20 protein-coding genes are annotated in these 23,272 nt (G+C 59.1%); 7 read left to right on the top strand and 13 right to left on the bottom strand.

Annotation, left to right across the window (positions count from 1 at the left end):
• Nucleotides 1-132: 132 nt before the first annotated feature.
• The 10 genes from tadA to lptF form a co-directional block, all read right to left on the bottom strand.
• Nucleotides 133-630 (bottom strand): tRNA adenosine(34) deaminase TadA, encoded by a 498-nt coding sequence (gene tadA, locus KZH41_RS06930; protein ID WP_094951363.1) that lies wholly within the window; start codon nt 628-630, stop codon nt 133-135.
• Nucleotides 630-2,006 (bottom strand): multicopper oxidase family protein, encoded by a 1,377-nt coding sequence (locus KZH41_RS06925; protein ID WP_094951364.1) that lies wholly within the window; start codon nt 2,004-2,006, stop codon nt 630-632. Before KZH41_RS06925 ends, tadA begins: the two co-directional genes overlap by 1 nt.
• Nucleotides 2,007-2,152: 146 nt before the next feature.
• Nucleotides 2,153-2,896 carry a pyridoxine 5'-phosphate synthase gene (pdxJ, locus tag KZH41_RS06920; protein WP_094951365.1) on the bottom strand — a complete coding sequence of 248 codons (744 nt, stop codon included), beginning with the start codon at nt 2,894-2,896 and terminating at the stop codon, nt 2,153-2,155.
• 51 nt (nt 2,897-2,947) lie between these two features.
• Entirely contained in the window at nt 2,948-3,637 is a 690-nt protein-coding gene (gene recO / locus KZH41_RS06915) for a DNA repair protein RecO (protein WP_094951366.1), read from the bottom strand.
• Nucleotides 3,638-3,831: 194 nt separating this feature from the next.
• Complete coding sequence (gene era / locus KZH41_RS06910; protein ID WP_032886448.1) at nt 3,832-4,734, bottom strand: GTPase Era; 903 nt, start codon at nt 4,732-4,734, stop codon at nt 3,832-3,834.
• The gene (gene rnc, locus KZH41_RS06905) at nt 4,727-5,416 is read right to left on the bottom strand and encodes a ribonuclease III (protein WP_094951369.1); all 690 of its coding nucleotides are present in this window, start codon (nt 5,414-5,416) and stop codon (nt 4,727-4,729) included. The genes era and rnc overlap by 8 nt, the downstream gene beginning before the upstream one ends.
• 152 nt (nt 5,417-5,568) lie before the next feature.
• Entirely contained in the window at nt 5,569-6,423 is an 855-nt protein-coding gene (gene lepB / locus KZH41_RS06900; protein ID WP_094951370.1) for a signal peptidase I, read from the bottom strand.
• Nucleotides 6,424-6,428: 5 nt separating this feature from the next.
• Nucleotides 6,429-8,228, bottom strand: coding sequence for a translation elongation factor 4 (gene lepA, locus KZH41_RS06895; protein ID WP_094951371.1), 1,800 nt, complete (start codon nt 8,226-8,228; stop codon nt 6,429-6,431).
• A gap of 151 nt (nt 8,229-8,379) precedes the next feature.
• Complete coding sequence (gene lptG, locus KZH41_RS06890; RefSeq protein WP_094951372.1) at nt 8,380-9,459, bottom strand: LPS export ABC transporter permease LptG; 1,080 nt, start codon at nt 9,457-9,459, stop codon at nt 8,380-8,382.
• Nucleotides 9,452-10,570 (bottom strand): LPS export ABC transporter permease LptF, encoded by a 1,119-nt coding sequence (gene lptF / locus KZH41_RS06885; RefSeq protein WP_094951373.1) that lies wholly within the window; start codon nt 10,568-10,570, stop codon nt 9,452-9,454. Before lptF ends, lptG begins: the two co-directional genes overlap by 8 nt.
• A 282-nt stretch (nt 10,571-10,852) precedes the next feature.
• Between lptF and KZH41_RS06880 the strand changes: the two genes are divergently transcribed.
• From KZH41_RS06880 to KZH41_RS06865, 4 genes are all read left to right on the top strand, one after another.
• Nucleotides 10,853-12,343 carry a leucyl aminopeptidase gene (locus KZH41_RS06880; RefSeq protein ID WP_094951374.1) on the top strand — a complete coding sequence of 497 codons (1,491 nt, stop codon included), beginning with the start codon at nt 10,853-10,855 and terminating at the stop codon, nt 12,341-12,343.
• A 51-nt stretch (nt 12,344-12,394) separates the two neighbouring features.
• Nucleotides 12,395-12,823 carry a DNA polymerase III subunit chi gene (locus KZH41_RS06875; protein ID WP_263274571.1) on the top strand — a complete coding sequence of 143 codons (429 nt, stop codon included), beginning with the start codon at nt 12,395-12,397 and terminating at the stop codon, nt 12,821-12,823.
• A gap of 7 nt (nt 12,824-12,830) precedes the next feature.
• Nucleotides 12,831-13,226, top strand: coding sequence for a DNA polymerase III subunit chi (locus KZH41_RS06870; RefSeq protein ID WP_263274570.1), 396 nt, complete (start codon nt 12,831-12,833; stop codon nt 13,224-13,226).
• Between the two features lie 211 nt (nt 13,227-13,437).
• Nucleotides 13,438-16,284 (top strand): valine--tRNA ligase, encoded by a 2,847-nt coding sequence (locus KZH41_RS06865; protein ID WP_094951377.1) that lies wholly within the window; start codon nt 13,438-13,440, stop codon nt 16,282-16,284.
• Nucleotides 16,285-16,901: 617 nt separating this feature from the next.
• Here the strand turns inward: KZH41_RS06865 and KZH41_RS06860 are convergent.
• Nucleotides 16,902-17,333, bottom strand: coding sequence for a hypothetical protein (locus tag KZH41_RS06860; RefSeq protein WP_141240562.1), 432 nt, complete (start codon nt 17,331-17,333; stop codon nt 16,902-16,904).
• Between the two features lie 248 nt (nt 17,334-17,581).
• Between KZH41_RS06860 and rlmF the strand changes: the two genes are divergently transcribed.
• Nucleotides 17,582-18,601: a 23S rRNA (adenine(1618)-N(6))-methyltransferase RlmF gene (rlmF, locus tag KZH41_RS06855; protein ID WP_094951378.1), complete on the top strand. Its 1,020-nt coding sequence runs from the start codon at nt 17,582-17,584 to the stop codon at nt 18,599-18,601.
• 116 nt (nt 18,602-18,717) lie between these two features.
• Here the strand turns inward: rlmF and KZH41_RS06850 are convergent, their stop codons facing one another.
• On the bottom strand, nt 18,718-18,999 hold the full coding sequence (locus KZH41_RS06850) for an HU family DNA-binding protein (protein WP_003188840.1): 282 nt from the start codon (nt 18,997-18,999) through the stop codon (nt 18,718-18,720).
• A gap of 396 nt (nt 19,000-19,395) precedes the next feature.
• Here KZH41_RS06850 and yejK point away from each other — a divergent pair, with 396 nt between their 5' ends.
• Nucleotides 19,396-20,400, top strand: a complete 1,005-nt coding sequence (gene yejK / locus KZH41_RS06845) for a nucleoid-associated protein YejK (protein ID WP_048720332.1) — start codon at nt 19,396-19,398, stop codon at nt 20,398-20,400.
• Complete coding sequence (locus KZH41_RS06840) at nt 20,400-20,750, top strand: glutaredoxin family protein (RefSeq protein WP_263274569.1); 351 nt, start codon at nt 20,400-20,402, stop codon at nt 20,748-20,750. The genes yejK and KZH41_RS06840 overlap by 1 nt, the downstream gene beginning before the upstream one ends.
• Before the next feature lie 74 nt (nt 20,751-20,824).
• Here KZH41_RS06840 and KZH41_RS06835 read toward each other — a convergent pair whose 3' ends face one another.
• Nucleotides 20,825-23,065, bottom strand: coding sequence for a TonB-dependent receptor (locus KZH41_RS06835; protein WP_242154590.1), 2,241 nt, complete (start codon nt 23,063-23,065; stop codon nt 20,825-20,827).
• Nucleotides 23,066-23,272 lie beyond the last annotated feature (207 nt).

Here is a 23,272-nt window from a genome sequence, read left to right as displayed (position 1 = left end):
CTCCCTGAAAAAAATGGAGATCAACATGTGGGAGCTGGCTTGCCTGCGATAGCTATCTTTCAGTCAATTCATCAGTGACTGATACGCCGCTATCGCAGGCAAGCCAGCTCCCACATTGGTTTTCAGTATTCTTTAGAGTGCGGGTTTGGCTCGGCGAGCCTTAAAGAACTCACTCAACACCGTCCCACATTCCTCGGCCAACACCCCACCTTCAAACAGCACCCGATGGTTAAGAAACCCTTGGGTAAAAAACTGCCCCTGGCTTTGCACGATCCCAGCCTTGGGCTCCAGCGCACCGTACACCACCCGCGCGATGCGCGAATGCACGATCAGGCCCGCGCACATGCTGCAGGGCTCCAGGGTCACATACAGCGTGCTGCCGACCAGACGATAGTTGCTGATGGCGTGCGCGGCGGCGCGGATGGCGACCATTTCGGCATGGGCGCTGGGGTCGTTGCCGCTGATCGGGCAGTTGAAGCCACGGCCGATGATTTCACCGTCCTGCACCAGCACTGCGCCCACGGGCACTTCGCCCAGTGCCGCGCCTTGGGCGGCGAGGGCCAGGGCTTCACGCATGAAGTCCTGGTCGCGGCTGCGGTCGATGATCGCTGTAGGGCGAACCTGGCGCATCACGCCACCTCGATGGCGGCCATCAGGCCGGTTTCCATGTGGTCGATCACGTGGCAGTGGAACATCCACACCCCTGGGTTATCCGCCACCAACGCCACGCGAGCGCGCTCGTTCTTGCCCAGCAGGTAGGTGTCGGTGAAGTACGGGATCACCTTGTGGCGGTTCGAGGCGATCACCTTGAAGCTCATGCCGTGCAGGTGGATCGGGTGTTGGTACTGGGTCATGTTCTTCAATTCAAAAATGTAGCTCTTGCCCTTCTCAAGCTTGGCAATCGGGCGGTCGGCGCAGGTCTTGTCGGTGATGTCCCAGGCCTGGCCGTTGATCTGCCATAGGCTTGGCGGCTTGCCGTTGTCCACTGATACAGTGCCGACCCACTCGAAATTGAAGTTGAGTTTCTCGGCATTGGCCAGGTCCGGCTCGGCAATCGGGTTGGCCGGCAGCGCCGGTGGCCATTCGTTGGGCGCGTCGGTGTTGACCACCGAGCGAAAGGTGCCCAGGCGCACCGGGCCATTGCGGATCGACAGTTCTTCACCGGCCGGCGGCGCTTTGATCGCCAGGCAAATGCGCATGCCCGGGCCCAGCCAGTATTCCTTGCCCATTGGGCGCGGCTCGATGGGGTTGCCGTCCAGCGCATAGATCTGCGCTTCGACGCCGGGAATGTTGATGCGATAAGTCAGCGTGTTGTCGAGGTTGAGCAGGCGCACGCGGGTGATCTGCCCGGCAGGCAAATCGACGACCGCCTGGGACACGCCATTGATCGTCGACAGCCGCCCGGCCGTGCCGCCACGCGCGGCTTCTCGGGGCACGCTGAAGGCGACAAAGGCGCCCTCTTCGTCCACGTGCCAGCTTTTCAGGCTCAGGGTGCGTTCGTGTTTGAAACCGGTGGGTTCACGCTCTTCGATGATCAACGGGCCGACCAGGCCACGGCCGAGTTCTTCGCTGCTGTTCACATGCGGGTGATACCAGTAGCTGCCGGCGTCCGGCACGCGGAATTTGTAGTCGAAGTATTCGCCAGGCAGCACCGGCAATTGCGAGACGTAAGGCACACCGTCCATTTCCAGCGGCAGGCGGATGCCGTGCCAGTGGATGGTGGTGGCGACCGGCAGGTGGTTGATAAAGCGCACCCGCAGCCATTCGCCCTGACGCACACGCAACTCGGTGCCCGGCGCCGATGGGCCGAACGCCCAGGCTTGGGTTTTATGCCCCGGCACCAGTTCCACGTCGAGCGGCGCGGCGATCAGCTCGTAATCGTGACCCGCTTCGGCCTCGGCGACTTTTCCCAGCCAGTAGCGGTAGGCGCCACCGGCACCGACGCCCACTACGGCCAGGCCTGCAAGACCACCCAGGATTTGTCGACGGGAAAAAGTTTGGGACACAACAACCTCACGTATCTGCCGCGAGCCATAGGCCCGCAAAGGGCAGATACGATACACCTGACCCGGCTAAACAGTAAGGCTTCGCATTGCCGCACTTGCGATTTCATTGGGTCTTGTGGCAAGCCCGCTGACCATAGGTTGTGGTATCAGGCCTTGGCGGCAGCCAGAATCAGGGCTTTCATCTCGGCGACCGCGCCTTTGAAACCGACGAACAGCGCATGCGCCACCAGCGCGTGGCCGATGTTCAGTTCGTTGATGCCTTTGATCGCCGCCACGGCTTCGACGTTGTGGTAGTGCAGGCCATGGCCGGCGTTGACGATCAGGCCTTCATTCAGGCCGCACTTTACGCCGTCGATGATGCGTTGCAGCTCGTCAGCCACTTCGGTGGGCGTGGTGGCATCGGCGTAACGGCCGGTGTGCAGTTCGATGGCCGGCGCGCCTACGCGACGCGAGGCTTCGATCTGGCGCTCGTCGGCGTCGATGAACAGCGAGACTTCGCTGCCGATCTTCGACAGGCGTTCCACGGCAGCTTTGATCCGCGCTTCCTGGCCGGCCACGTCGAGGCCGCCTTCGGTGGTCAGTTCCTGGCGGGTTTCCGGCACCAGGCAGATATGCGCCGGGCGGATGCGCTCGGCGAACGCCATCATTTCTTCGGTGACGCCCATTTCGAAGTTCATGCGGGTTTGCAGCACGTCCTTGAGCAGCAACACGTCGCGCTCCTGGATGTGGCGGCGGTCTTCGCGCAGGTGCACGGTGATGCCGTCGGCACCCGCTTCTTCGGCGTCCAGCGCGGCCTTGACCGGGTCAGGGTAACGGGTGCCCCGGGCCTGGCGCAGGGTAGCGACGTGGTCGATGTTCACGCCAAGAAGAATGCGATTGCTGGTGGTCACGGAAGCGCTCCTGAAAAGGGAAAGAAACGCTGCACAGCATACACGGGGTTGTCAGGGCTTTCGAAACAACTCGCGACTGACCAGCGGCCGGCCACCCAAGTGCACGGCCAGCGCCTGGCGCATCAAGCGCTTGGCGGCAGACAAAGCGCCCGGAGCGGTCCAGTCGGCTTCGCTCATGGCCAGCAACTCAGTGCCGCGGAACAGGCCCGGTTGCAGCAGGTACACACGCTCAAGGCCGGCGTCGACTTGCAGGCGGTACATGCCGTCTGCGGCGATGGGATCGCCGTGCAGGTCGTTGCTCAGTTCAAAGCCGTAGCCCAAGTCGTCGAGCAGGCGCCATTCGAAAGCGCGCAGCAGCGGCTCCAGGGGGCGGCCTTCGGCCAGGGCTAACAACGTGGCGGCGTAGTGATCGAACACCGCCGGGTGCGGGTCTTCGGCGGGCAGCAGGCGAATCAGCAGTTCATTGAGGTAGAGGCCGCTGAAGAGTGCTTCGCCATTGAGCCAAGCGGAGGTGCCGACGCTTTCCAGGCGACCGACGTTCTTCAGCTCGCCCTTGCCACGAAACTCCACATCCAAGGCCACGAATGGCCGGGCCAGCGTGCCGGCCTTGCCTCGGGCGCTACGCAAGACTGCGCGCAGGCGGCCTTGGGGCGTGAGGAAGTCCACCAAGGCGCTGGTCTCGCGGTAGGCGCGGCTGTGCAGCACGTAGGCGAGTTGACTGGGAGGTGGGGTTTGGGACATGGGGTTCTCGCTGACAAGCACGGCCTTGAAAACTGCGACTATCCAATGTGGGAGCGGGCTTGTGTGGGAGCCGGGCTTGCCCGCGATGCAGGCACCTCGGTCCTTGAGTTGTACCGAGGTGATGCTATCGCAGGCAAGCCAGCTCCCACACAAGCCCGCTCCCACATTTGTCTTGCGGTGTTACTGGAGGCCTATTACAGGTCGCCGTAGCCGAGGGAGCGCAGCGCGCGCTCGTCATCGGACCAACCACCCTTAACCTTCACCCACAGGTTAAGCATGATCTTGGAATCAAACAGCAATTCCATGTCCTTGCGCGCTTCGGTGCCGATGCGCTTGATGCGCTCGCCCTTGTCGCCAATGATGATTTTCTTCTGGCCGTCACGTTCAACGAGGATCAGCGCATGAATATGCAGGGTTTTGCCCTGCTGCTTGAACTCTTCGATTTCAACGGTGATCTGGTACGGCAGCTCGGCGCCCATCTGGCGCATGATTTTCTCGCGTACCAGTTCGGCGGCGAGGAAACGGCTGCTGCGGTCGGTGATCTGGTCTTCCGGGAAGAAGTGCTCGTTCTCCGGCAGGTAACCGGCGATCACGCGTTCCAGCGCCTCAAGGTTGTGACCGTGCTGGGCCGAGATCGGCATGATCTGGGCGTTCGGCAGTTGTTCCTGCAACCACGTCAGGTGCGGCATCAGCTCGGCTTTGTCTTCGATGCGGTCGGTCTTGTTCAGCGCAACGATCAACGGGCCGGTGACGTACTGCACACGCTCGAGAACCATCTGGTCTTCGTCGGTCCACTTGGTGCGGTCGACCACGAAGATCACCACGTCGACGTCTTTCAACGCCGCCGAAGCGGTCTTGTTCATGTAGCGGTTAAGCGCCTTCTCGCCACCTTTGTGCATGCCCGGGGTGTCGACGTAGACCGCTTGCACGGCGCCTTCGGTCTTGATGCCCAGCATGTTGTGACGGGTGGTCTGCGGCTTGCGCGAGGTGATCGCCAGCTTCTGGCCCAAGATGTGGTTCAGCAGCGTGGACTTGCCCACGTTCGGGCGGCCGACGATGGCAACATAGCCACAGCGTGTTGCGGTTGAATCAGTCATGGCCATTCTCCACGCCCAGGGCAATCAGTGCTGCAGCCGCCGCTACCTGTTCGGCAATACGACGGCTCACACCCTGACCTCGGCTTTTTTCATTCAATAAGGTGATTTCACATTCCACGAAGAACACGCGGCAATGCGGCTCTCCCTGGATATCCACCACTTCGTAGCGTGGCAGTTCGCAACCGCGCGACTGCAGGAATTCCTGCAGGCGGGTCTTGGGATCTTTGTTGGTGTCGACCAGCGTCAGGCTTTCGATCTCCGAAGCCAGCCAGGCGACCACGCGCTCCTTGGCCGTCTCCATGCCGGCATCCAGGTAGATCGCACCGATCAATGCTTCGAGCGCATCGGCCAGGATCGACTCACGACGGAAACCGCCGCTTTTCAACTCACCGGAACCCAGGCGCAAGTATTCGCCCAGGCCGAAACCACGGGCCAGCACGGCCAGGGTCTCGCCTTTCACCAGGCGTGCACGCAGGCGCGACAGCTGGCCTTCGCGCGCTTGAGGGAAACGCTCGAACAGCGCCTCACCGGCGGCAAAGTTGAGAATGGCATCACCGAGGAATTCGAGGCGTTCGTTATTACGCCCCGCGAAACTGCGGTGTGTGAGGGCAAGGACCATCAATTCCTGATCCTTGAAGGTGTAGCCGAGCTGGCGCTCGAGACGACTGAGAGAAACGGTCACGGTTTATCCATATCTAGTTGGTGGCACCGGCGGCCATCGAAGATTGACGCAGTGTTCAAATTCAAATCCTGGTGGGTGCCGCATGAGGCCGGACGATACATTGTCCCAACCCCAGAAAAGCATTCGGCGCTGTGTTCACAGCGCCGCCTGTATTACTTGATCAGCCCGACCCGCGAGAAGTTCGGCAGGTGGCTGAGTTTGGGTTCCGGCCAACTCATCCAAACCGCAAAGGCCTTGCCGACAATGTTCTCGTCGGGAACCATGCCCAGCAGGTCCTTGGGAATATTAGGGTCATCCCAGTAACGGCTGTCGTTGGAGTTGTCGCGGTTGTCGCCCATCATGAAGTAGTGCCCGGCAGGCACTTTCCACTCGCCATCAGGCATCGCGCGGTAGCGGCTCATTTCCTTGCGGATTTCGTGCTCTACCGTACCGAGTTTTTCCTGGTACAGCTCAGCGCTGCCCAAGGTGTTCGGCTCAGCGCCAATCAGCTTCTCGGCCACCGACTCACCGTTGATGAGCAGGCGCTTGTCGCTGGTGTAGCGAACCACATCACCCGGCAGGCCCACGACGCGCTTGATGTAATTGACGTTCGGGTCGCTTGGGTAGCGGAACACCATCACATCGCCGCGCTGCGGGTCACCGACCGGTATGACTTTCTTGTCGATTACCGGCAAGCGGATCCCGTAGGAAAACTTGTTCACCAGGATGAAGTCGCCCACGTCCAAGGTAGGTTTCATCGACCCCGAAGGGATCTGAAACGGCTCCACCAGGAACGAACGCAGTACCAGCACGATGAACAACACCGGGAAGAACGACTTGCCGTATTCAACCAGCAAAGGCTCTTTGTTCAGCTTCTCGACCACCACCGCATCAGGCTGGCTGACGCTGCCCTGATAGGAAGCGATAGCCGCCCGACGACGCGGGGCGAAGAACACCAGATCGAGCAACGCCAGGAGACCGCAAACGGCAACGGCGATGACCAGCAACAGCGGGAAATTTAGCGACATAGGACCTAACTATCCAACCTGAGCACCGCAAGGAAGGCTTCTTGTGGAATTTCCACGTTACCCACTTGCTTCATGCGTTTTTTACCGGCCTTTTGCTTCTCAAGCAGCTTGCGCTTACGGCTTACGTCACCGCCGTAGCATTTGGCCAGTACGTTCTTTCTGAGTGCCTTGACGGAGGTCCGTGCAATGATCTGCCCGCCAATGGCGGCCTGGATCGCGACGTCGAACATCTGGCGCGGAATCAGTTCTTTCATCTTTTCGGTCAACTGCCGACCTTTGTAGTGGGCGTTGTCCTTGTGCACGATCAGTGCCAGGGCATCGACCTTGTCGCCATTGATCAGCACGTCCAGTTTCACCAGATTAGCCGATTGGTAGCGATCGAAATGGTAATCCAGCGAAGCATAGCCGCGACTGGTGGATTTGAGACGGTCGAAGAAGTCCAGGACCACTTCGTTCATCGGCAAATCGTAGGTCACTTGCACTTGGGTACCGAGGAACAACATGTCGTGTTGTACGCCACGTTTTTCGATACACAGGGTAATCACGTTGCCCAGGTGTTCCTGCGGTACCAGGATATTGGCCCGCACGATCGGCTCGCGCATGTCTTCAATGGAGGACAGATCTGGAAGCTTGGACGGGTTGTCGACGTAAATCGTTTCACCGGTTTTCAGCAACAGTTCAAAAATAACCGTTGGCGCGGTGGTGATCAGGTCCAGGTCGTATTCGCGCTCCAGGCGCTCCTGGATGATCTCCATGTGCAGCATGCCCAGGAACCCGCAACGGAAGCCGAAGCCCAGCGCGTCGGAGCTTTCCGGGGTGTACTGCAACGACGAGTCGTTGAGGGTCAGCTTTTGCAGGGCTTCGCGGAAGTCCTCGAAGTCGTCGGAGCTGACCGGGAACAGGCCAGCGTAAACCTGCGGCTGGATGCGTTTGAAGCCCGGCAGCACGTCGACGTCAGGGGTGGAGCTCAAGGTCAGGGTGTCACCAACCGGTGCACCGTGAATGTCCTTGATACCGGCGATGATGAAGCCTACTTCACCGGCCTTAAGGTCAGTGGTGGCGGTGTGCTTGGGGTTGAATACGCCGACGCTGTCCACCAGGTGGATCTTGCCGGTGGATTTAACCAGGATCTTGTCGCCCTTCTTCACCCGGCCGTGGCGTACACGTACCAGGGAAACAACGCCCAGGTAGTTGTCGAACCAGGAGTCGATGATCAACGCTTGCAGCGGATCTTCGTAGTTGCCGGTTGGCGCAGGAATGGTCTTGACCAGGCGCTCGAGCACTTCGTCAACGCCCAGGCCGGTCTTGGCGCTGCACTCGACGGCGTCGGTGGCGTCAATGCCAATGATTTTTTCGATTTCTTCTTTGACGCGGTCCGGATCGGCCTGAGGCAGGTCGATCTTGTTCAGTACCGGCATGACCTCAAGGCCCTGCTCGATCGCGGTGTAGCAGTTGGCTACGGACTGGGCTTCAACGCCCTGGCCCGCGTCGACCACCAGCAAGGCGCCTTCACAGGCTGCCAGCGAGCGGCTGACTTCGTAGGTGAAGTCAACGTGGCCGGGGGTGTCAATGAAGTTCAGCTGGTACCTGATACCGTCTTTGGCGGTGTAGTACAGGGTAACGCTGTGGGCCTTGATGGTGATGCCGCGTTCACGCTCGAGGTCCATGGAGTCCAGTACCTGGGCTTCCATTTCACGCTCGGCAAGGCCACCGCACATCTGGATGAATCGATCGGCCAGCGTCGACTTGCCATGGTCAATGTGGGCGATGATGGAGAAATTGCGGATATGACTCAAATCACTCACGGATCAACACTCAAAAAGGCTGCAGGCAGATTGCCCGCTGAAAAATAGCCGGGAATTGTACCTGATGCTCAGGCCAAACGTCATCTTTGCTGACCAGAACAAAAATGCCCCGATCTCTCGAACGGGGCATTTTTTGTTCATAAGCGCGGTATCAACCGGCTCGGCGCAACAGCCAGAACCCGGCCAGGGCGCAGATAGCCGTCGGTACCAGCACCGCAAACAGCGGCGAGAAACCGAATACCAGGCTAGACGGGCCGAGCAGGTCCTGGGCGATGCGGAAGGTGAAGCCCACCAGCACGCCGGTAAACACCCGCTGGCCAAGGGTCACGGAACGCAGCGGGCCGAAGATGAACGAGATCGCCATCAACACCAGCGCAGCAGTCACAACCGGCTGTAACACCTTGACCCAAAATGCCAACCAATAGCGGCCGTTATTCAGGCCCTGATCCTTAAGGTAGTGGATATAGCTCCACAAACCGGAGATAGGCAGACTTTCCGGGATCATCACCACGGTATTGAGCAGTTCCGGCTTCAGGGCGATATCCCATGGCTCGGTCGGCACATTGATCACTTCGGTGCTGGCATTGTTGCCTTGGCCCACATTGCGGAAGTGAGTGGTGCTGACGTCGCTGAGCGTCCACTTCTCGGCATCATACTGCGCGCGCTTGGCGAAACTGGAGGTCAGCATGTGGCGTTCTTTGTCGAACGTGTAGCGCGTCACACCAATCAACAGGCCGCCCGGCTGCACGGCGTTGATGTGGATGAATTCATCACCTTGGCGGTGCCACAGGCCGTGCTTGGCGCTTTGCGCATCGCCCGAACCCTGGGCCAGGGCACGATTGGCCTGGGCCGTGGCTTCGGACGGCGGCGCCACGTACTCGCCGATCAGCACGCTGCAGGCCATCAGCAGCAGCATGGGTTTCATGACCGCCCAAACGATGCGACCGATGGAAACACCGGCGGCGCGCATGATGGTCAGTTCACTGTTGCTGGCCAGGCTGCCCAGGCCGATCAGGCAGCCGATCAAGCCGGCCATCGGCATCATGTCGTACAGACGACGTGGCGCGGTCAGCGCCACGTAGCTCAGCACGTCGGTGACCGTGTAGGTGTCGGTGACGTTGCTCACTTCATCAATAAAGGCGAACAACGAGGCCAAGCCGAGAATGATGCCCAATACCGCCAGGATGGCGATCAGTACGCTGCTACCAATGTAGCGGTCGAGCTTAGTCACGAGCCAACTCCTTCAGGCCACGACGGCTCTTCATTTTCAAACGGATAGGTTCCCAGTAGAGCAGCCCCAGGCCGATCATCAGGAAAATCCCGTGTACCCACCACAGCCCCAGGACCGGCGACAACTTGCCTTTTTCCAGGGAGCCACGGGCGGAAATCAGGATGGTCAGGTAGGCCATGTACAGCAGGATCGCCGGCAACAGCTTGAGGAAACGGCCCTGACGCGGGTTTACCCGGGACAGCGGCACGGCCATCAAGGTCACGATAAACACCAACAGCGGCAGGGAAATGCGCCATTGCAGCTCGGCGATGGAGCGCAGTTCCTGGCTGCCGAACAGTGACGCCGTCGGGAGCGCGTCGCGGTCGGTAACTTCTTCACTGATCTCAGGCTTGGCGAGCATGACGCCATAGAGGTCGTACTTGATCGCTCGATAATCCGCGAAGCCGGGGCTGCCGTCGTAGCGATAGCCATTTTCCAGGATCAGGTAGCGGGAACCGTCAGGGCGTACTTCCTGGCGCCCACTGTTGGCCACCAGAATCGAAATACCGCGATCTTTCTGGTTCTCCCCGAGGTTTTTCTGCGAAATAAACACACCACCGAGGTTGGCACGGTCATTGGTCATGGTTTCGGTGTAGGTCACCCGCGAACCATCGTTGAGCGCCTGAAAGCGCCCTGGCTCGAGGGTGTCGAACTCGGTCATCGCATCCTGCTTGTTCAGCAGCAGCTGGAACTGCATGGCCCCCTGAGGCGCCAGGCTCATGCTCAACCACGCCACCACCAGGGCGACGCCGGTGGCCGGCACCATGGTCATGGCAAGCAAACGCTGCTGGCTCATGCCGGTGGCGGAAAGCACGGTCATTTCACTTTCAAGGTACAACCGGCCATAGGCCAGCAGAATGCCGAGAAACAGGCCAAGTGGCAGGATCAGCTGCAAAAAGCCCGGCAGACGAAAGCCCATGATCAGGAATAACGAGCCCGGATCCAGGGCGCCGGAAGCGGCCTGGGCGAGAAATTTGACGAAACGACCACTCATGGTGATGACCAACAGCACCGCACTCACGGCACTCAGGGTCAACAGGACTTCGCGGGATAGATAACGGAAGACGATCAAACCAGACACTCCAGGGTTGTCAGGCTAAGGCGGCCAAACAAGCAAGCATACCGAGTCGACCCGTTTACACAGGCCGGCTAAAAAGATGGCGCATTATCCTGTGATTGACCGCGCCTGTCACTGCGCAACCTCATGCGCGCGCACAAAGCGTGCGCCAAGGGTTGTCAGGTTCCGCCGGCGAGGTTCAAACTGCGGCCTTTGTCGCGGGCGGTTTACAGAGCTGCCACGCTTGAAAGCCTGCGTACAGACTCAGGCTCACAGACCTTTATAAGGGACCCGAAAATGGAATTGGTTGTAAAAAGCGTTAGCCCCGAAACGTTGAAAACCGCCACCCTCGTGGTCGCCGTCGGCGAAGGCCGCAAGCTCAGCGTCGCCGCCAAGCAACTGGATGAACTGAGCGGTGGCGCCATCAGCGCCGTGCTCAAGCGCGGCGACCTGGCCGGCAAAGTCGGCCAGAGCCTGCTGCTGCAAAGCCTGCCTAACCTCAAAGCCGACCGCGTGTTGCTGGTGGGCGTGGGCAAGGAAGCCGAACTGGGCGACCGCCCGTTCCGCAAGATCATCAGCGGTATCCTCACCACCCTCAAGGGCTTGGGCGGCAGCGATGCAGCATTGGCACTTGATGAAATCGTCGTAAAAGGCCGCGACAGCTACGGCAAGACCCGCCTGCTGGCCGAAACCCTGGTGGATGGCGGTTACATTTTCGACCAGTTCAAGAGCCAGAAAGCCGAACCGCGCGCCCTGAAGAAAATCACCCTGCTGACTATCAAGGCCGCCCAGGCTGAAGTCGAGCGCGCCGTGACCCACGCTCAGGCCATCGCTGCAGGCATGTCGTTCACCCGCGACCTGGGCAACCTGCCACCAAACATCTGCCACCCAACCTACCTGGGCGAGCAAGCCAAGGCACTGGGCAAAGAGTTCAAGGGCCTGAAGGTTGAAGTGCTGGACGAGAAGAAGATCAAGGAACTGGGCATGGGCTCGTTCTATGCCGTAGGCCAGGGCAGCGACCAGCCACCCCGCCTGATTGTGATGCAATATAACGGCGGCAAGAAGTCCGAGAAGCCTTACGCCCTGGTCGGCAAAGGCATCACCTTCGACACCGGCGGCATCAGCCTCAAGCCGGGCGCAGGCATGGATGAGATGAAATACGACATGGGCGGCGCCGCCAGCGTGTTCGGTACCCTGCGTGCCGTGCTGGAACTCAAGCTGCCGATCAACCTGGTGTGCATCCTGGCGTGTGCCGAGAACATGCCGAGCGGCGGCGCAGCCCGTCCGGGCGATATCGTCACCACCATGAGCGGCCAGACGGTGGAAATCCTCAACACCGACGCCGAAGGCCGTCTGGTGCTGTGTGATGCGCTGACCTACGCCGAGCGCTTCAAGCCGCAAGCCGTGATCGACATCGCCACCCTGACCGGTGCCTGCGTGGTTGCCCTGGGCGCCCACACCTCGGGCCTGCTGGGTAACAACGATGAGCTGATCGAGCAACTGCTCAGCGCCGGCAAGGCTGCCGACGACCGCGCCTGGCAACTGCCGCTGTTCGATGAGTACCAGGAACAGCTGGACAGCCCGTTCGCTGACATCGCCAACATCGGCGGGCCGAAAGCCGGCACCATCACCGCTGCCTGCTTCCTGTCGCGTTTTGCCAAGAACTTCAACTGGGCGCACTTGGACATTGCCGGCACGGCCTGGACCAGCGGCGGCAAGGACAAGGGCGCCACTGGCCGTCCGGTGCCACTGCTGACCCAATACCTGCTGGATCGCGCCAAAGCCTGAAACTGAAGATTCCGGGGCGGCCCCCATGGCGCCCCGGTCTCAGGAACCGCAATGACCCAAGTCGACTTCTATATATTGCCCAGCGCCGATCCCTCTGCGCGCCTGGACTTTGCCTGCAAACTCACCGAAAAAGCCTGGCGCATGGGCCACCGCATCTACCTGCATTGCAGCGATGCCGCCCAACGTAACGACCTCGACGCCCGCCTGTGGCGCTTCAAGGGCGAAAGTTTCGTGCCCCACGGCCCTGCCGAGTCCGAACCCGAAGGCCTGATTGTGTTGGGTTTAGGCGACAGCTGCGGCGATCACCATGACCTGCTGGTCAACCTGGACCTGAAAGTACCGGCTTTTGCCAAAGCGTTTGCCCGTGTGGCGGAAGTGGTGGTGGAAGATCCGGCTATTCGTCAAGCCGCGCGGGAGAGTTTCCGTTTCTACCGCGAACAGGGCTATTCTCTGCAAGATCACCGGCTACAACGACTTTGAGTACATGATGGACACGCCAAAACCTACAAAAAAAGACGACCACCTGCTGGACGACCTTGAGTCGATCCGACAGTTGCTCGGTGATGATGGCTTGCAACCGCCGCTGCTGACCGAAACGGTCGACGGTGAGGTACAGATTCCGCTGTTGTTCGACATGGTCGGTGGCAAGCCCGCCGTACCGCAGCCTGTCGCCAAAGCCCCGATTGTAGAGCCCGCGCCGGCTGCGACGGCTACCGAAAAGACGCCAGACGCCCTGCTGCTGCACCTGGACAACGAGCTGCGCGCCGCTGCGCAACTGATCATGCAGGATGTGATCGACGACTTTGCGCCGCATATCGAAACCGAGATCAAACGCAGGTTGGATGCGCGGATGGAACGGTTGCTCAGCCAATACCAGTCCTGAGCCACACCTGGATCTACTGTGGGAGGGGGCTTGCCCCCGATAGCGCTGGGTCAGCCAGCTTATCAGTCACTGACCCACTGCTATCGGGGGCAAGCCCCCTCCCACATTTGCACTGCGTACATCTCAAGCCTGTCTTCACCTCGCCCTGCGCCCTATCCCCCGTTATACTTGCCGGCTTTCCTGAATAAATGCCAATAGGGTCCCGCCGCGCATGGATAAGACCTACCAGCCGCACGCCATTGAAACTTCCTGGTACAACACCTGGGAGTCCGAGAATTATTTCGCCCCACAAGGTGCCGGCGATTCCTACACCATCATGATTCCGCCACCGAACGTCACTGGCAGCCTGCACATGGGCCATGGCTTCAACAATGCGATCATGGATGCGTTGATCCGCTTCCGCCGCATGCAGGGCCGTAACACCCTGTGGCAACCGGGCACCGACCACGCTGGCATTGCCACCCAGATGCTGGTGGAACGCCAACTCGAAGCCACCGGCCAGAGCCGTCACGACCTGGGCCGCGAGAAATTCCTGGAAAAGATCTGGGAATGGAAGGATCAGTCCGGCGGCAACATCAGCCGTCAGATCCGTCGCCTGGGTTCGTCCGTCGACTGGAGCCGCGAGCGCTTCACCATGGACGACGGTCTGTCGGAATCGGTGAAAGAAGCCTTCGTGCGCCTGCATGAAGACGGCCTGATCTACCGCGGCAAGCGCCTGGTCAACTGGGACACCAAGTTGCACACGGCGATTTCCGACCTCGAAGTGGAAAACCACGACGAGAAAGGTTTCCTGTGGAACCTCAAGTACCCGTTGGCCGACGGCGCCAAGACCGCCGAGGGCAACGACTACCTGATCGTCGCCACCACCCGTCCGGAAACCATGCTTGGCGATGCTGCCGTCGCGGTTAACCCGAACGACGAGCGCTACCAGGCGCTGATCGGCAAGTTCGTTGAGCTGCCGTTGGTGGGTCGTCGCATCCCGATCATCGCGGACGACTACTGCGACCCTGAATTCGGCACCGGCTGCGTGAAAATCACCCCGGCCCACGATTTCAACGACTACGAAGTCGGCAAGCGCCACAACCTGCCGCTGCTGAACATCTTCGACAAGAACGCCGCCGTACTGTCAGCCTGCCAGGTGTTCAACCTGGACGGCACGCTGAACGAGAGCATCGACGGCAAAATCCCGGCCGAATACGCCGGCCTCGACCGTTTTGAAGCACGTAAGCAGATCGTTGCAGCCTTCGACGCCGCCGGCTTGCTGGTGAGCGTCGACGACCACGGCCTGAAAGTGCCGAAGGGCGACCGTTCTGGCACCATCATTGAGCCTTGGCTGACCGACCAGTGGTACGTGTCGACCAAGCCGTTGGCTGAACCTGCGATTGCTGCCGTGGAAGATGGCCGTATCCAGTTCGTGCCTAAACAGTACGAAAACATGTACTTCTCGTGGATGCGTGACATCCAGGACTGGTGCATCAGCCGTCAGCTGTGGTGGGGCCACCGTATTCCAGCCTGGTACGACGAGTCGGGCAAGGTCTATGTGGGCCGCGATGAGGCCGAAGTACGTGCCAAGCACAACCTCGGCCCGGACGTTGCGCTGCAACAGGATAACGACGTACTCGACACCTGGTTCAGCTCGGGCCTGTGGACGTTCTCTACCCTGGGCTGGCCGCAGCAGACCGAGTTCCTGAAAAAATTCCACTCCACCGACGTGCTGGTCACCGGCTTCGACATCATCTTCTTCTGGGTTGCCCGGATGATCATGCTGACCATGCACTTGGTGAAAAACGAAGACGGCACGCCGCAGGTGCCGTTCAAGACCGTTTACGTGCACGGCCTGGTACGTGATGGCCAAGGCCAGAAGATGTCCAAGTCCAAGGGCAACGTCCTCGACCCGCTGGACATCATTGACGGTATCGACCTGGAAACCCTGGTGCAGAAACGCACCTCGGGCCTGATGCAGCCGAAACTGGCGAAGAAGATCGAGAAGCAGACCCGCGACGAGTTCGCCGACGGCATCGCCAGCTATGGCACCGACGCCCTGCGCTTCACCTTCTGCTCGCTGGCCTCCACCGGTCGCGACATCAAGTTCGACATGGGCCGCGTCGAAGGCTATCGCAACTTCTGCAACAAGATCTGGAACGCCGCGCGCTACGTGCTGGACAAAGGCGAAGACTGCGGCCAGAACGGCGAAGCCTATGAGCTGTCCCTGGCCGACCGCTGGATCATCTCGCAACTGCAGCGCACCGAAGCCGAAGTGACCCGCCAACTCGATCAGTTCCGTTTCGACCTGGCCGCACAAGCCCTGTACGAGTTCATCTGGAACCAGTATTGCGACTGGTACCTGGAACTGTCCAAGCCAGTGCTGTGGGACGAAAACGCGCCGGTCGAACGCCAGCGTGGCACACGTCGCACCTTGGTACGCGTGCTCGAAGTGGCGCTGCGCCTGGCGCACCCGTTCATGCCGTTCATCACCGAAGAAATCTGGCAGCGCCTCGCGCCGCTGGCCGGTATCGAAGGCAAGACCATCATGCTGCAACCTTGGCCGGTGGCCAACGAAGCACGCATTGATGAGGCCGCCGAAAGCGATATCGAATGGCTCAAGACCCTGATGCTCGGCACGCGCAACATCCGCGCCGAGATGAACATCGGGCCGGGCAAGCCACTGGCCGTGTTTGTGAAGAACGCCAGTAGCGAAGATCAGCGCCGCCTCACCGAGAACGATGCGCTGCTCAAAAAGCTGGCGAAGCTGGAGTCGATCACCGTATTGGCTGACGGCGCTGAAGCACCATTGTCCGCGACCGCGCTGGTCGGCGACATGGAAGTGCTGGTGCCGATGGCCGGCCTGATCGACAAGGGTGCGGAACTGGCCCGTCTCGATAAGGAAATCCTGCGCCTGCAAGGCGAAGTGCAGCGGGTTGGCGGCAAGCTGTCCAACGCGGCGTTCGTCGACAAGGCACCGGCTGAGGTGATCGATAAGGAGCGCGCCAAGTTGGCCGAAGCTGAACAGGCGCTGGGCAAGTTGGCGGAGCAACATGCACGGATTTCCAGTTTGTAAATAAATACTGGATTAAAAAGAGAGACCTTCGGGTCTCTTTTTTTTGCTCAAAATTAACGGTATCAAAGCACAAACAAGGGTCATCGCAAACATTATAAATAACTGTCAACATTGACAATATTGGCGCACTGGAAAGCCGTATTACTCTGGGATAAAGCCTCTGCACCTTTAATTGTTTTTGGCCAGGGCAATCTTTTTTTTCAGGAGAACCCAAATAACTGAATCAAAGAGTGGTGAACATATATTAATGAATGCAGTCTAAGCTTTCACAGAGTCAATCACTTTACAGGCGGATTTTTTTCATTATCCCTATAGCATAATTAGTTGGAAATAATGGTTTAGCCCCGAACCCAGACTTGAAGTTTTATTACACACCTTACTCCGCAGATGGGACGCAGCTGGAAACTGCAGCGTCCAATTTAACTGTACTCGACATGCCCCCCAACAATGCCACGATCAGATCAGCCAGCAACGTACTGTTAAGCGATTTGATTAATGAATTGACGCAACAAGGCTTTCACTATGATCGCATCGATCACTCTAAATCGATCGCAGATCGTTAATATCTGCGACCGACCACCCTAGACTTAAGGTGTTAACCCCTCACCGCCTCACCCCTAATTCGACACAGGCGGAACATTTACCTGACCTGACGCGGGAGCCCCCGGTGGTGGAGGTGTGTTATCCGACATGACACCATGGGACACCCACCCGCCAGCCGTATTAATAAATAAAACACCGCTTTTTGCTGGAAGAGTGAGCGGTGCAGCCAGCGTGGTATTTTTAGTACCAATTGTCGTTGCCTTTGAACCTCGATTTTTAATTTCGAGTTCCTTGCCCACTCGAATAGCAGACCCGGCCACATCAATACTAAGAGGGCTGGCATAGCCAACGGTTGGATCAGTGTCGCTGACATAAAAAGAACTAGCGCCTGCGTTTTCTACAATGATGCTCCCCTCAGCCACACCCTGCATCTTATTTTGCGAAGGGCTCGTGCCAGCCGCCCATGCGTTCATCGCCAGCAACATCGCTCCCGCCAACGTCATCACAGAGTACTTATTCCTTTAAGTAAATTGAAGTCAGTTTTTTTTGCGTTGCAACTAAAAAACTTACACGCTCAAACGGCGGCAATCTACTGTCAGAAATCACAGGTCAGCTAACCCTTAAGGAATAACTAGGCTTTCTATTATTTCGAATAGGCTGCCCACTCTGGTTTTGCTCCACCGGTAGATATTCCTGTTTTCCCTCATGAATGTGGGATAATACCCGCCATTTTTGAGCCTACTCCAGAGTCAACATGACCGCCCCCAGCACACCTAAACCACCGCGCAAGAAGCCTAAAACCGCAGCCACGGCCAAACCCGTCGCGCCGCGCAAAGAGGCCACCTTGCACCCGCGCAACCGCCACACGGGCCGTTACGACTTCCCGGCGCTGATCAAGACCACGCCGGAACTGGCGAAATTCGTGATCATCAACCCTTATGGCAAGGAAAGTATCGACTTCGCCAGCCCGGACGCGGTGCGGGTGTTCAACCGGGCATTGCTGAAGTCCTTTTATGGCATCCAGCATTGGGACATCCCGGCGGATTACCTGTGCCCACCGGTGCCGGGGCGTGCGGATTACGTGCATTTCCTCGCCGACCTGCTGGCCAGCGTCAACGACGGCAAGATTCCGCGCGGCTCCATCGTCAAGGTGCTGGACATCGGCATGGGCGCCAACTGCGTCTATCCGCTGATTGGCTACATGGAATACCGCTGGAACTTCCTCGGCTCGGAGGTCGACCCTATTGCCGTGGCTGCCGCCAAGGCCATCGTGCAGTCCAATGACCTGAGCAAGGTTATTCAACTGCGTCAGCAATCCAATCCCAAGCAGATCTTGCTGGGCCTGCTGGAGCCAGGTGAGCGTTTTGACCTGACCATGTGCAACCCGCCGTTCCATGCGTCCATGGACGAAGCCACCAAGGGCAGCGAGCGTAAGTGGCGCGCCTTGGGCAAGGCCGATCCCAAGCGCAAGCTGCCGGTACTGAACTTCGGTGGCCAATCGGCGGAGTTGTGGTGTGAAGGCGGTGAAGCGCGCTTTGTAACGCAGCTTATCGCTGAGAGTGCGCACTTTGCCCACAAGGTGCTGTGGTTCAGCACCCTGGTGTCAAAAGCGTCGAACTTGCCCGCGATCGAGACCGCCCTGAGAAAAGCCGGCGTGCTGGAAAGCCAGGTGGTGGAGATGTCCCAGGGCCAGAAGCAAAGCCGTTTTGTGGCCTGGACCTTCCAGACCAAGAACGAACAGCAGTTGTGGCGCCAGCGCTGGGTGCGCGACTAAACGTGCGGCGAGGGAGCTTGCTCCCTCGCCACAATAAATCCGCCACTACCGCCAAATCGCAGGCAACAAAAAACCGTGCCCGGATCTCTCCGGAGCACGGTTTTTTTTGCTGCGTCTTACTTGTTAACAGCGTCGGTCAGGCCTTTGGCCACAACCAGCTTGATAACTTTCTTGGCAGCGATTTCGATGGCAGCGCCAGTCGAAGGGTTACGGCCAGTACGGGCTGGACGCTCGGTCACTTTCAGTTTGCCAACGCCTGGCAGAGTGATTTCGCCGCCGTTTTCCAGCTGATCAGCAACAACTTGGCTCAGTTGGTCCAGCAGAGCGCGCACGGTAGTTTTCGGTGCGTCTACTGCTTCAGCCAGGTCAGCGATCAGTTGGTCTTTAGTAATAGCCATTGTGGTGTTCCTTCCCTATCAAATTCATATGGATTGCAGAGTGCAGTGTCAGCCGTCGAGCCCGACCGTCATGGCCTGGCACCCCCGGCCATAACCACGGAGATCGGGGTTATAGATGCTTGAAACGGGGATTGGTTCGACCTGACAGATGCTGAATGCACGCTTAACGCCGAGTCTTGGCGTAAGACGGGGCAAAACTAGCACAGAGACGGGGAAATATCCGCTTCAACATACCCATTTGGTCAGCTTTATCGCTCTAAACCGTGAAAAAAGGGCATATAGGGCGTCGGAGGGTAGCCAAAACACCCTTCGGAGCGCGTCATGCCCAACGGGTGCGGTACACTGGGCGACTTTTCGGGGAGGCCAACCGCTCCCCTTCAACCAGCCGAGAAGCCCATGCCGATCCGTCATTGCATCGTCCACCTGATCGACAAAAAACCCGACGGCACACCTGCAGTTCTCCACGCCCGCGACTCCGAACTTGCCGAGTCGGCCGCCATCGAGAACATGCTTGCCGACCTCAACGAGAGCTACAACGCCAAACAAGGCAAGGCCTGGGGTTTCTTCCATGCCGAGTCCGGCGCGCACCCGTTCAGCGGCTGGTTGAAGGAATATTTCGACGGTGGCCAGGATTTCACCACCTTCAGCCGCACGGCGGTCGAGCACCTGCAAAAGCTGATGGAGGAGTCCAACCTCTCCACCGGCGGCCATGTGCTGTTTGCCCACTATCAACAAGGCATGACCGACTACCTGGCCATCGCCCTGCTGCACCACAGTGAAGGCGTGGCAGTGACCGAGGACCTGGATGTGACCGCCTCGCGCCACCTGGACCTGGGCCAACTGCACCTGGCGGCGCGCATCAACGTCTCCGAGTGGCAGAACAACAAACAGTCCAAGCAGTACATCTCCTTTATCAAGGGCAAGAACGGCAAGAAAGTCTCGGAGTACTTCCGCGACTTCATTGGCTGCCAGGAAGGCGTCGACGGCCCGGGCGAGACCCGCACCTTGCTCAAGGCGTTCAGCGACTTCGTCGAAAGCGAAGACCTGCCCGACGAATCCGCCCGCGAAAAAACCAAAACCCTGGTGGATTACGCCAGCAGCCAAGCCAAGCTCGGCGAGCCGATGGGCCTGGAAGAACTCTCAGGCCTGATCGATGAAGATCGACCAAAAGCGTTCTACGACCACATCCGCAACAAAGATTACGGCCTGTCGCCGGAAATCCCGGCCGACAAACGCACCCTCAACCAGTTCCGCCGCTTCACCGGCCGCGCCGAAGGCTTGTCCATCAGCTTTGAAGCGCACCTGTTGGGCGACAAGATCGAATACGACGAAGCCGCCGGCACCTTGATCATCAAGGGCCTGCCAACCCAACTGACCGACCAGCTCAAGCGCCGTAACTGATGCTCGGCGGGGTTCTCAAGAAAGTCCTGTTGGTGTTGCTGGTCGTGGTGGTGATCCAGAACTGGGGCAAGATCGAGCGGCTGTTCAACCCCTCACAGGTGGTTTCGGAGCAGGTACGCGCCTCGGCGCGCGTGGTGCTCTATTCCACCGAGTGGTGTGGCTACTGCAAGCAGATCCGGCGCTTTCTGGACCAGAAAGGCATTCCGTACCAGGCCCTGGATATCGAGAAGGACGCCCAGGCGCGCAGGGCGTATGAGGCGTTGGGCGGAGGCGGGATTCCGTTTGTGGACGTGAATGGCACGCTGATTCGCGAGTTCAACCCTGAAGCGATCATGGCCGCGTTGAAGTAACCCAATCGGTATGAGAGCCAACTGATGTGGGAGCTGGCTTGCCTGCTCCCACATTTAGCCCAGCGGTGGCCTTATTAGAAGTTAGCTTCCAACGACACCATCGCCGTACGCTCTTCCCCCACGTTGTAATACGCCGTACTCGGCGCCAAGCCATTCACCGGTGCCGAGTTGAACGCCACGGTGCGTGCCGAGCTCAAGTATTCTTTATCGAACACGTTAAGCATTGAAAACCGCAAGGTCGCTGACTTGATGACCTTCTTGTCCACCGGCAAGTAAATACCCGCGTTCAAATCAAACACCGTACGGCCGTCGATTTTTTCTTTGTTGGTCAAATCACCATAAAAGCTGCCGACGTACTTGCCCGCGATGTTGCCGTAGAAGCGCGAGTCGTCATACCCGAACACCAGGTTGAACATATTTTCCGGCACGTTAGCCAGTTGCTTGCCCGCCGTTGGCAACAACACGTTCTTGCTGAGCAAATTGTCTTGCTGCTCCGACTTCGTATAGGTGTACGAGGCGTAGTAGTTGAAGTTGTGCGGCAACAAACCGCTCCACTCCAATTCCAGGCCTTTGTTCTCGACGCTGCCGACGTTAAGCACCATGTAGTCACCGGCGGAGTCGGTGGTCGACACTTGGCGATCCTTGAAGCTGATGTAGAACAAGGTCGCGCTCAACGCCATGTCGTCTTCGCTGTAGCGCCAGCCGAGTTCCTGGTTCCAGCTCAACTCGGACTTCAGGCTCACCGAGTCGCCCTTGTTGTACAGCACGTAGTTCGGCGGCGTGCGCATGTTGCGGGTGACGTTGTAGAACGTCTGGTTGCTCTCGTCGACCTGGTACTTGGCGCTGAAGCTGGGCAGGAACTGGTGGTAGCGGGTGTTACGTTTTTCCGCTTTGTCGTACAGGCTGCCGAGGTTGTTGCCGTCACGCTCGACGTATTGGTAGGCCAGGGTACCGACGAAACTCAGGTCCGGCGTGGCTTGCCAGCTGTCCTGCACCCAGAGTTTCTGCGACGGGGTGACCGTGTAGTAGTGGCGGCCTTGGACGGTGGCGCCGTTCTTGTCGACCACCTGACCGCCGCCGTTGTAGTCGCCCCACACATCACTGGGCGCGCCTTCACTGTTGATCCCGATAAAGGGCTGGGTCTGGCGCTGGCGTGCGCGTTCATACCAGTAGCCGTAGTCCAGGCTGTGTTCTTCGTTGATGTCCCACTTCATTTTCGCGGTGACGCCAGGGCGCCAGGTTTCGGTCCACGAAGGGCGGTAGTAGTTGGCCGATTTCAGGTTGCTCAGGTCGTAATTGCCGGCCTTGTCGGATTTGGGCCCCAGGTTCGACGCGGTCTGGCCGCTGAAGCTGCCACCGTTGGCCCAGTAGTAATACGGGGTGACCGTCAGCGCCAGGTTGTCTTGCAACTGCCAGCGCTGCGTGAGCGTGGCGTTGACGCTTTCGAACGGGTTGCGGTTGAGCTTGTAGGACGACGACAGCAAACCCGACTTGTACACCGGCGTTTGCGCGTAGTCCTTGCGTCGCCCTTCGTTCTCAAATTGCGCTTTGCTCAGGGTGTTGTAGTTGTAGTTTTCCTGGTTGTTGTACTTGACTGTCGCCTGCGTGGAGTTGCCGTTGCCGTCTTCAAACAGGCTGCTCCACTCGACTTTGTCGCTACGCAGCGTGCCTTTGCCGCGCCACTTGTCACCTTCCAGGTGCGATGCCGACACCCAGGTCCTGAGGCCGCCGAAATCGCCAGTGTTCAAACGCACGAAAGTCTTGCGCAAGTCATTGGACCCGACGGTCTGTTTGGCAAACAACCCGGACTCTTTGGTTGGCCGAATCGTGATCATGCCGATGTTGCCGCCGCTGGAGCCGATGTGCGGGCCGTCGGCCTCGGAGGAGCCTTGGGTGGCAAACACTTCGGCGAGGTTTTCCGGGTCGCCCAGCTGGTTTGAATAGACGCTGTAGTTGCCCGAGTCGTTGATTGGCACGCCGTCGACGGACACCCCGACCTGGTCGGAGCTCATGCCACGCATGGTGAAGTTGGTGCCACTGGTGCCGCTGGCGTCATCGCTGGAAACGTTGATGCCTGGCGTGTATTTGAGCTTGTCGATGGCGTTGGCGGTCGCCGACATTTGGTCCATGGCTTCCTTGGTCACCGTCGACCGCGCCTTGGCACTTTCTTCGCGAATCATGTGCCCGTTGCCCAGGGTTTGTTTGCCGGCGATATTCACCGAACCCACATCCTGCGCGTCGTCCGCCAAAACCAGCGGCGCAAAGCCACCCAGGCCCGAGGCTAAAAGTAGGGCATAAAGATTGTTGTAGTTCACCTGTAGATCCCTTACTGACGTTGCTCTGTGGTATGGGGCAGTCGCGCCGGAACTTGGTTGGCTGACGACGCCGAGGTTCCTGACCACTCACTCAGGAACCCGGCGATGATCCGCGCCACGTGTAACGGTTTGGTGACAGGTTGGGGTGATTGCGATGAAGGTTCGGTGAAAGGTCCGCAGGCACCGCGAGGCGTGGCCTGCGCAGAC

It is taken from the genome of Pseudomonas sp. YeP6b (assembly GCF_025642995.1).
GTDB lineage: Bacteria > Pseudomonadota > Gammaproteobacteria > Pseudomonadales > Pseudomonadaceae > Aquipseudomonas.
This window is presented reverse-complemented; position numbering and strand designations above follow the sequence as displayed.

What these genes read in the sequence shown, in the direction of transcription:
- KZH41_RS06880 (WP_094951374.1), top strand. Translation starts at nt 10,853, where the DNA reads ATGGAATTGGTTGTAAAAAGCGTTAGCCCCGAAACGTTGAAAACCGCC.
- KZH41_RS06870 (WP_263274570.1), top strand. Translation starts at nt 12,831, where the DNA reads ATGGACACGCCAAAACCTACAAAAAAAGACGACCACCTGCTGGACGAC.
- KZH41_RS06865 (WP_094951377.1), top strand. Translation starts at nt 13,438, where the DNA reads ATGGATAAGACCTACCAGCCGCACGCCATTGAAACTTCCTGGTACAAC.
- KZH41_RS06840 (WP_263274569.1), top strand. Translation starts at nt 20,400, where the DNA reads ATGCTCGGCGGGGTTCTCAAGAAAGTCCTGTTGGTGTTGCTGGTCGTG.
- KZH41_RS06850 (WP_003188840.1), bottom strand. Translation starts at nt 18,999, where the DNA reads ATGGCTATTACTAAAGACCAACTGATCGCTGACCTGGCTGAAGCAGTA.
- lepB (WP_094951370.1), bottom strand. Translation starts at nt 6,423, where the DNA reads ATGTCGCTAAATTTCCCGCTGTTGCTGGTCATCGCCGTTGCCGTTTGC.
- era (WP_032886448.1), bottom strand. Translation starts at nt 4,734, where the DNA reads ATGACTGATTCAACCGCAACACGCTGTGGCTATGTTGCCATCGTCGGC.
- yejK (WP_048720332.1), top strand. Translation starts at nt 19,396, where the DNA reads ATGCCGATCCGTCATTGCATCGTCCACCTGATCGACAAAAAACCCGAC.
- recO (WP_094951366.1), bottom strand. Translation starts at nt 3,637, where the DNA reads ATGTCCCAAACCCCACCTCCCAGTCAACTCGCCTACGTGCTGCACAGC.
- rlmF (WP_094951378.1), top strand. Translation starts at nt 17,582, where the DNA reads ATGACCGCCCCCAGCACACCTAAACCACCGCGCAAGAAGCCTAAAACC.
- KZH41_RS06875 (WP_263274571.1), top strand. Translation starts at nt 12,395, where the DNA reads ATGACCCAAGTCGACTTCTATATATTGCCCAGCGCCGATCCCTCTGCG.
- tadA (WP_094951363.1), bottom strand. Translation starts at nt 630, where the DNA reads ATGCGCCAGGTTCGCCCTACAGCGATCATCGACCGCAGCCGCGACCAG.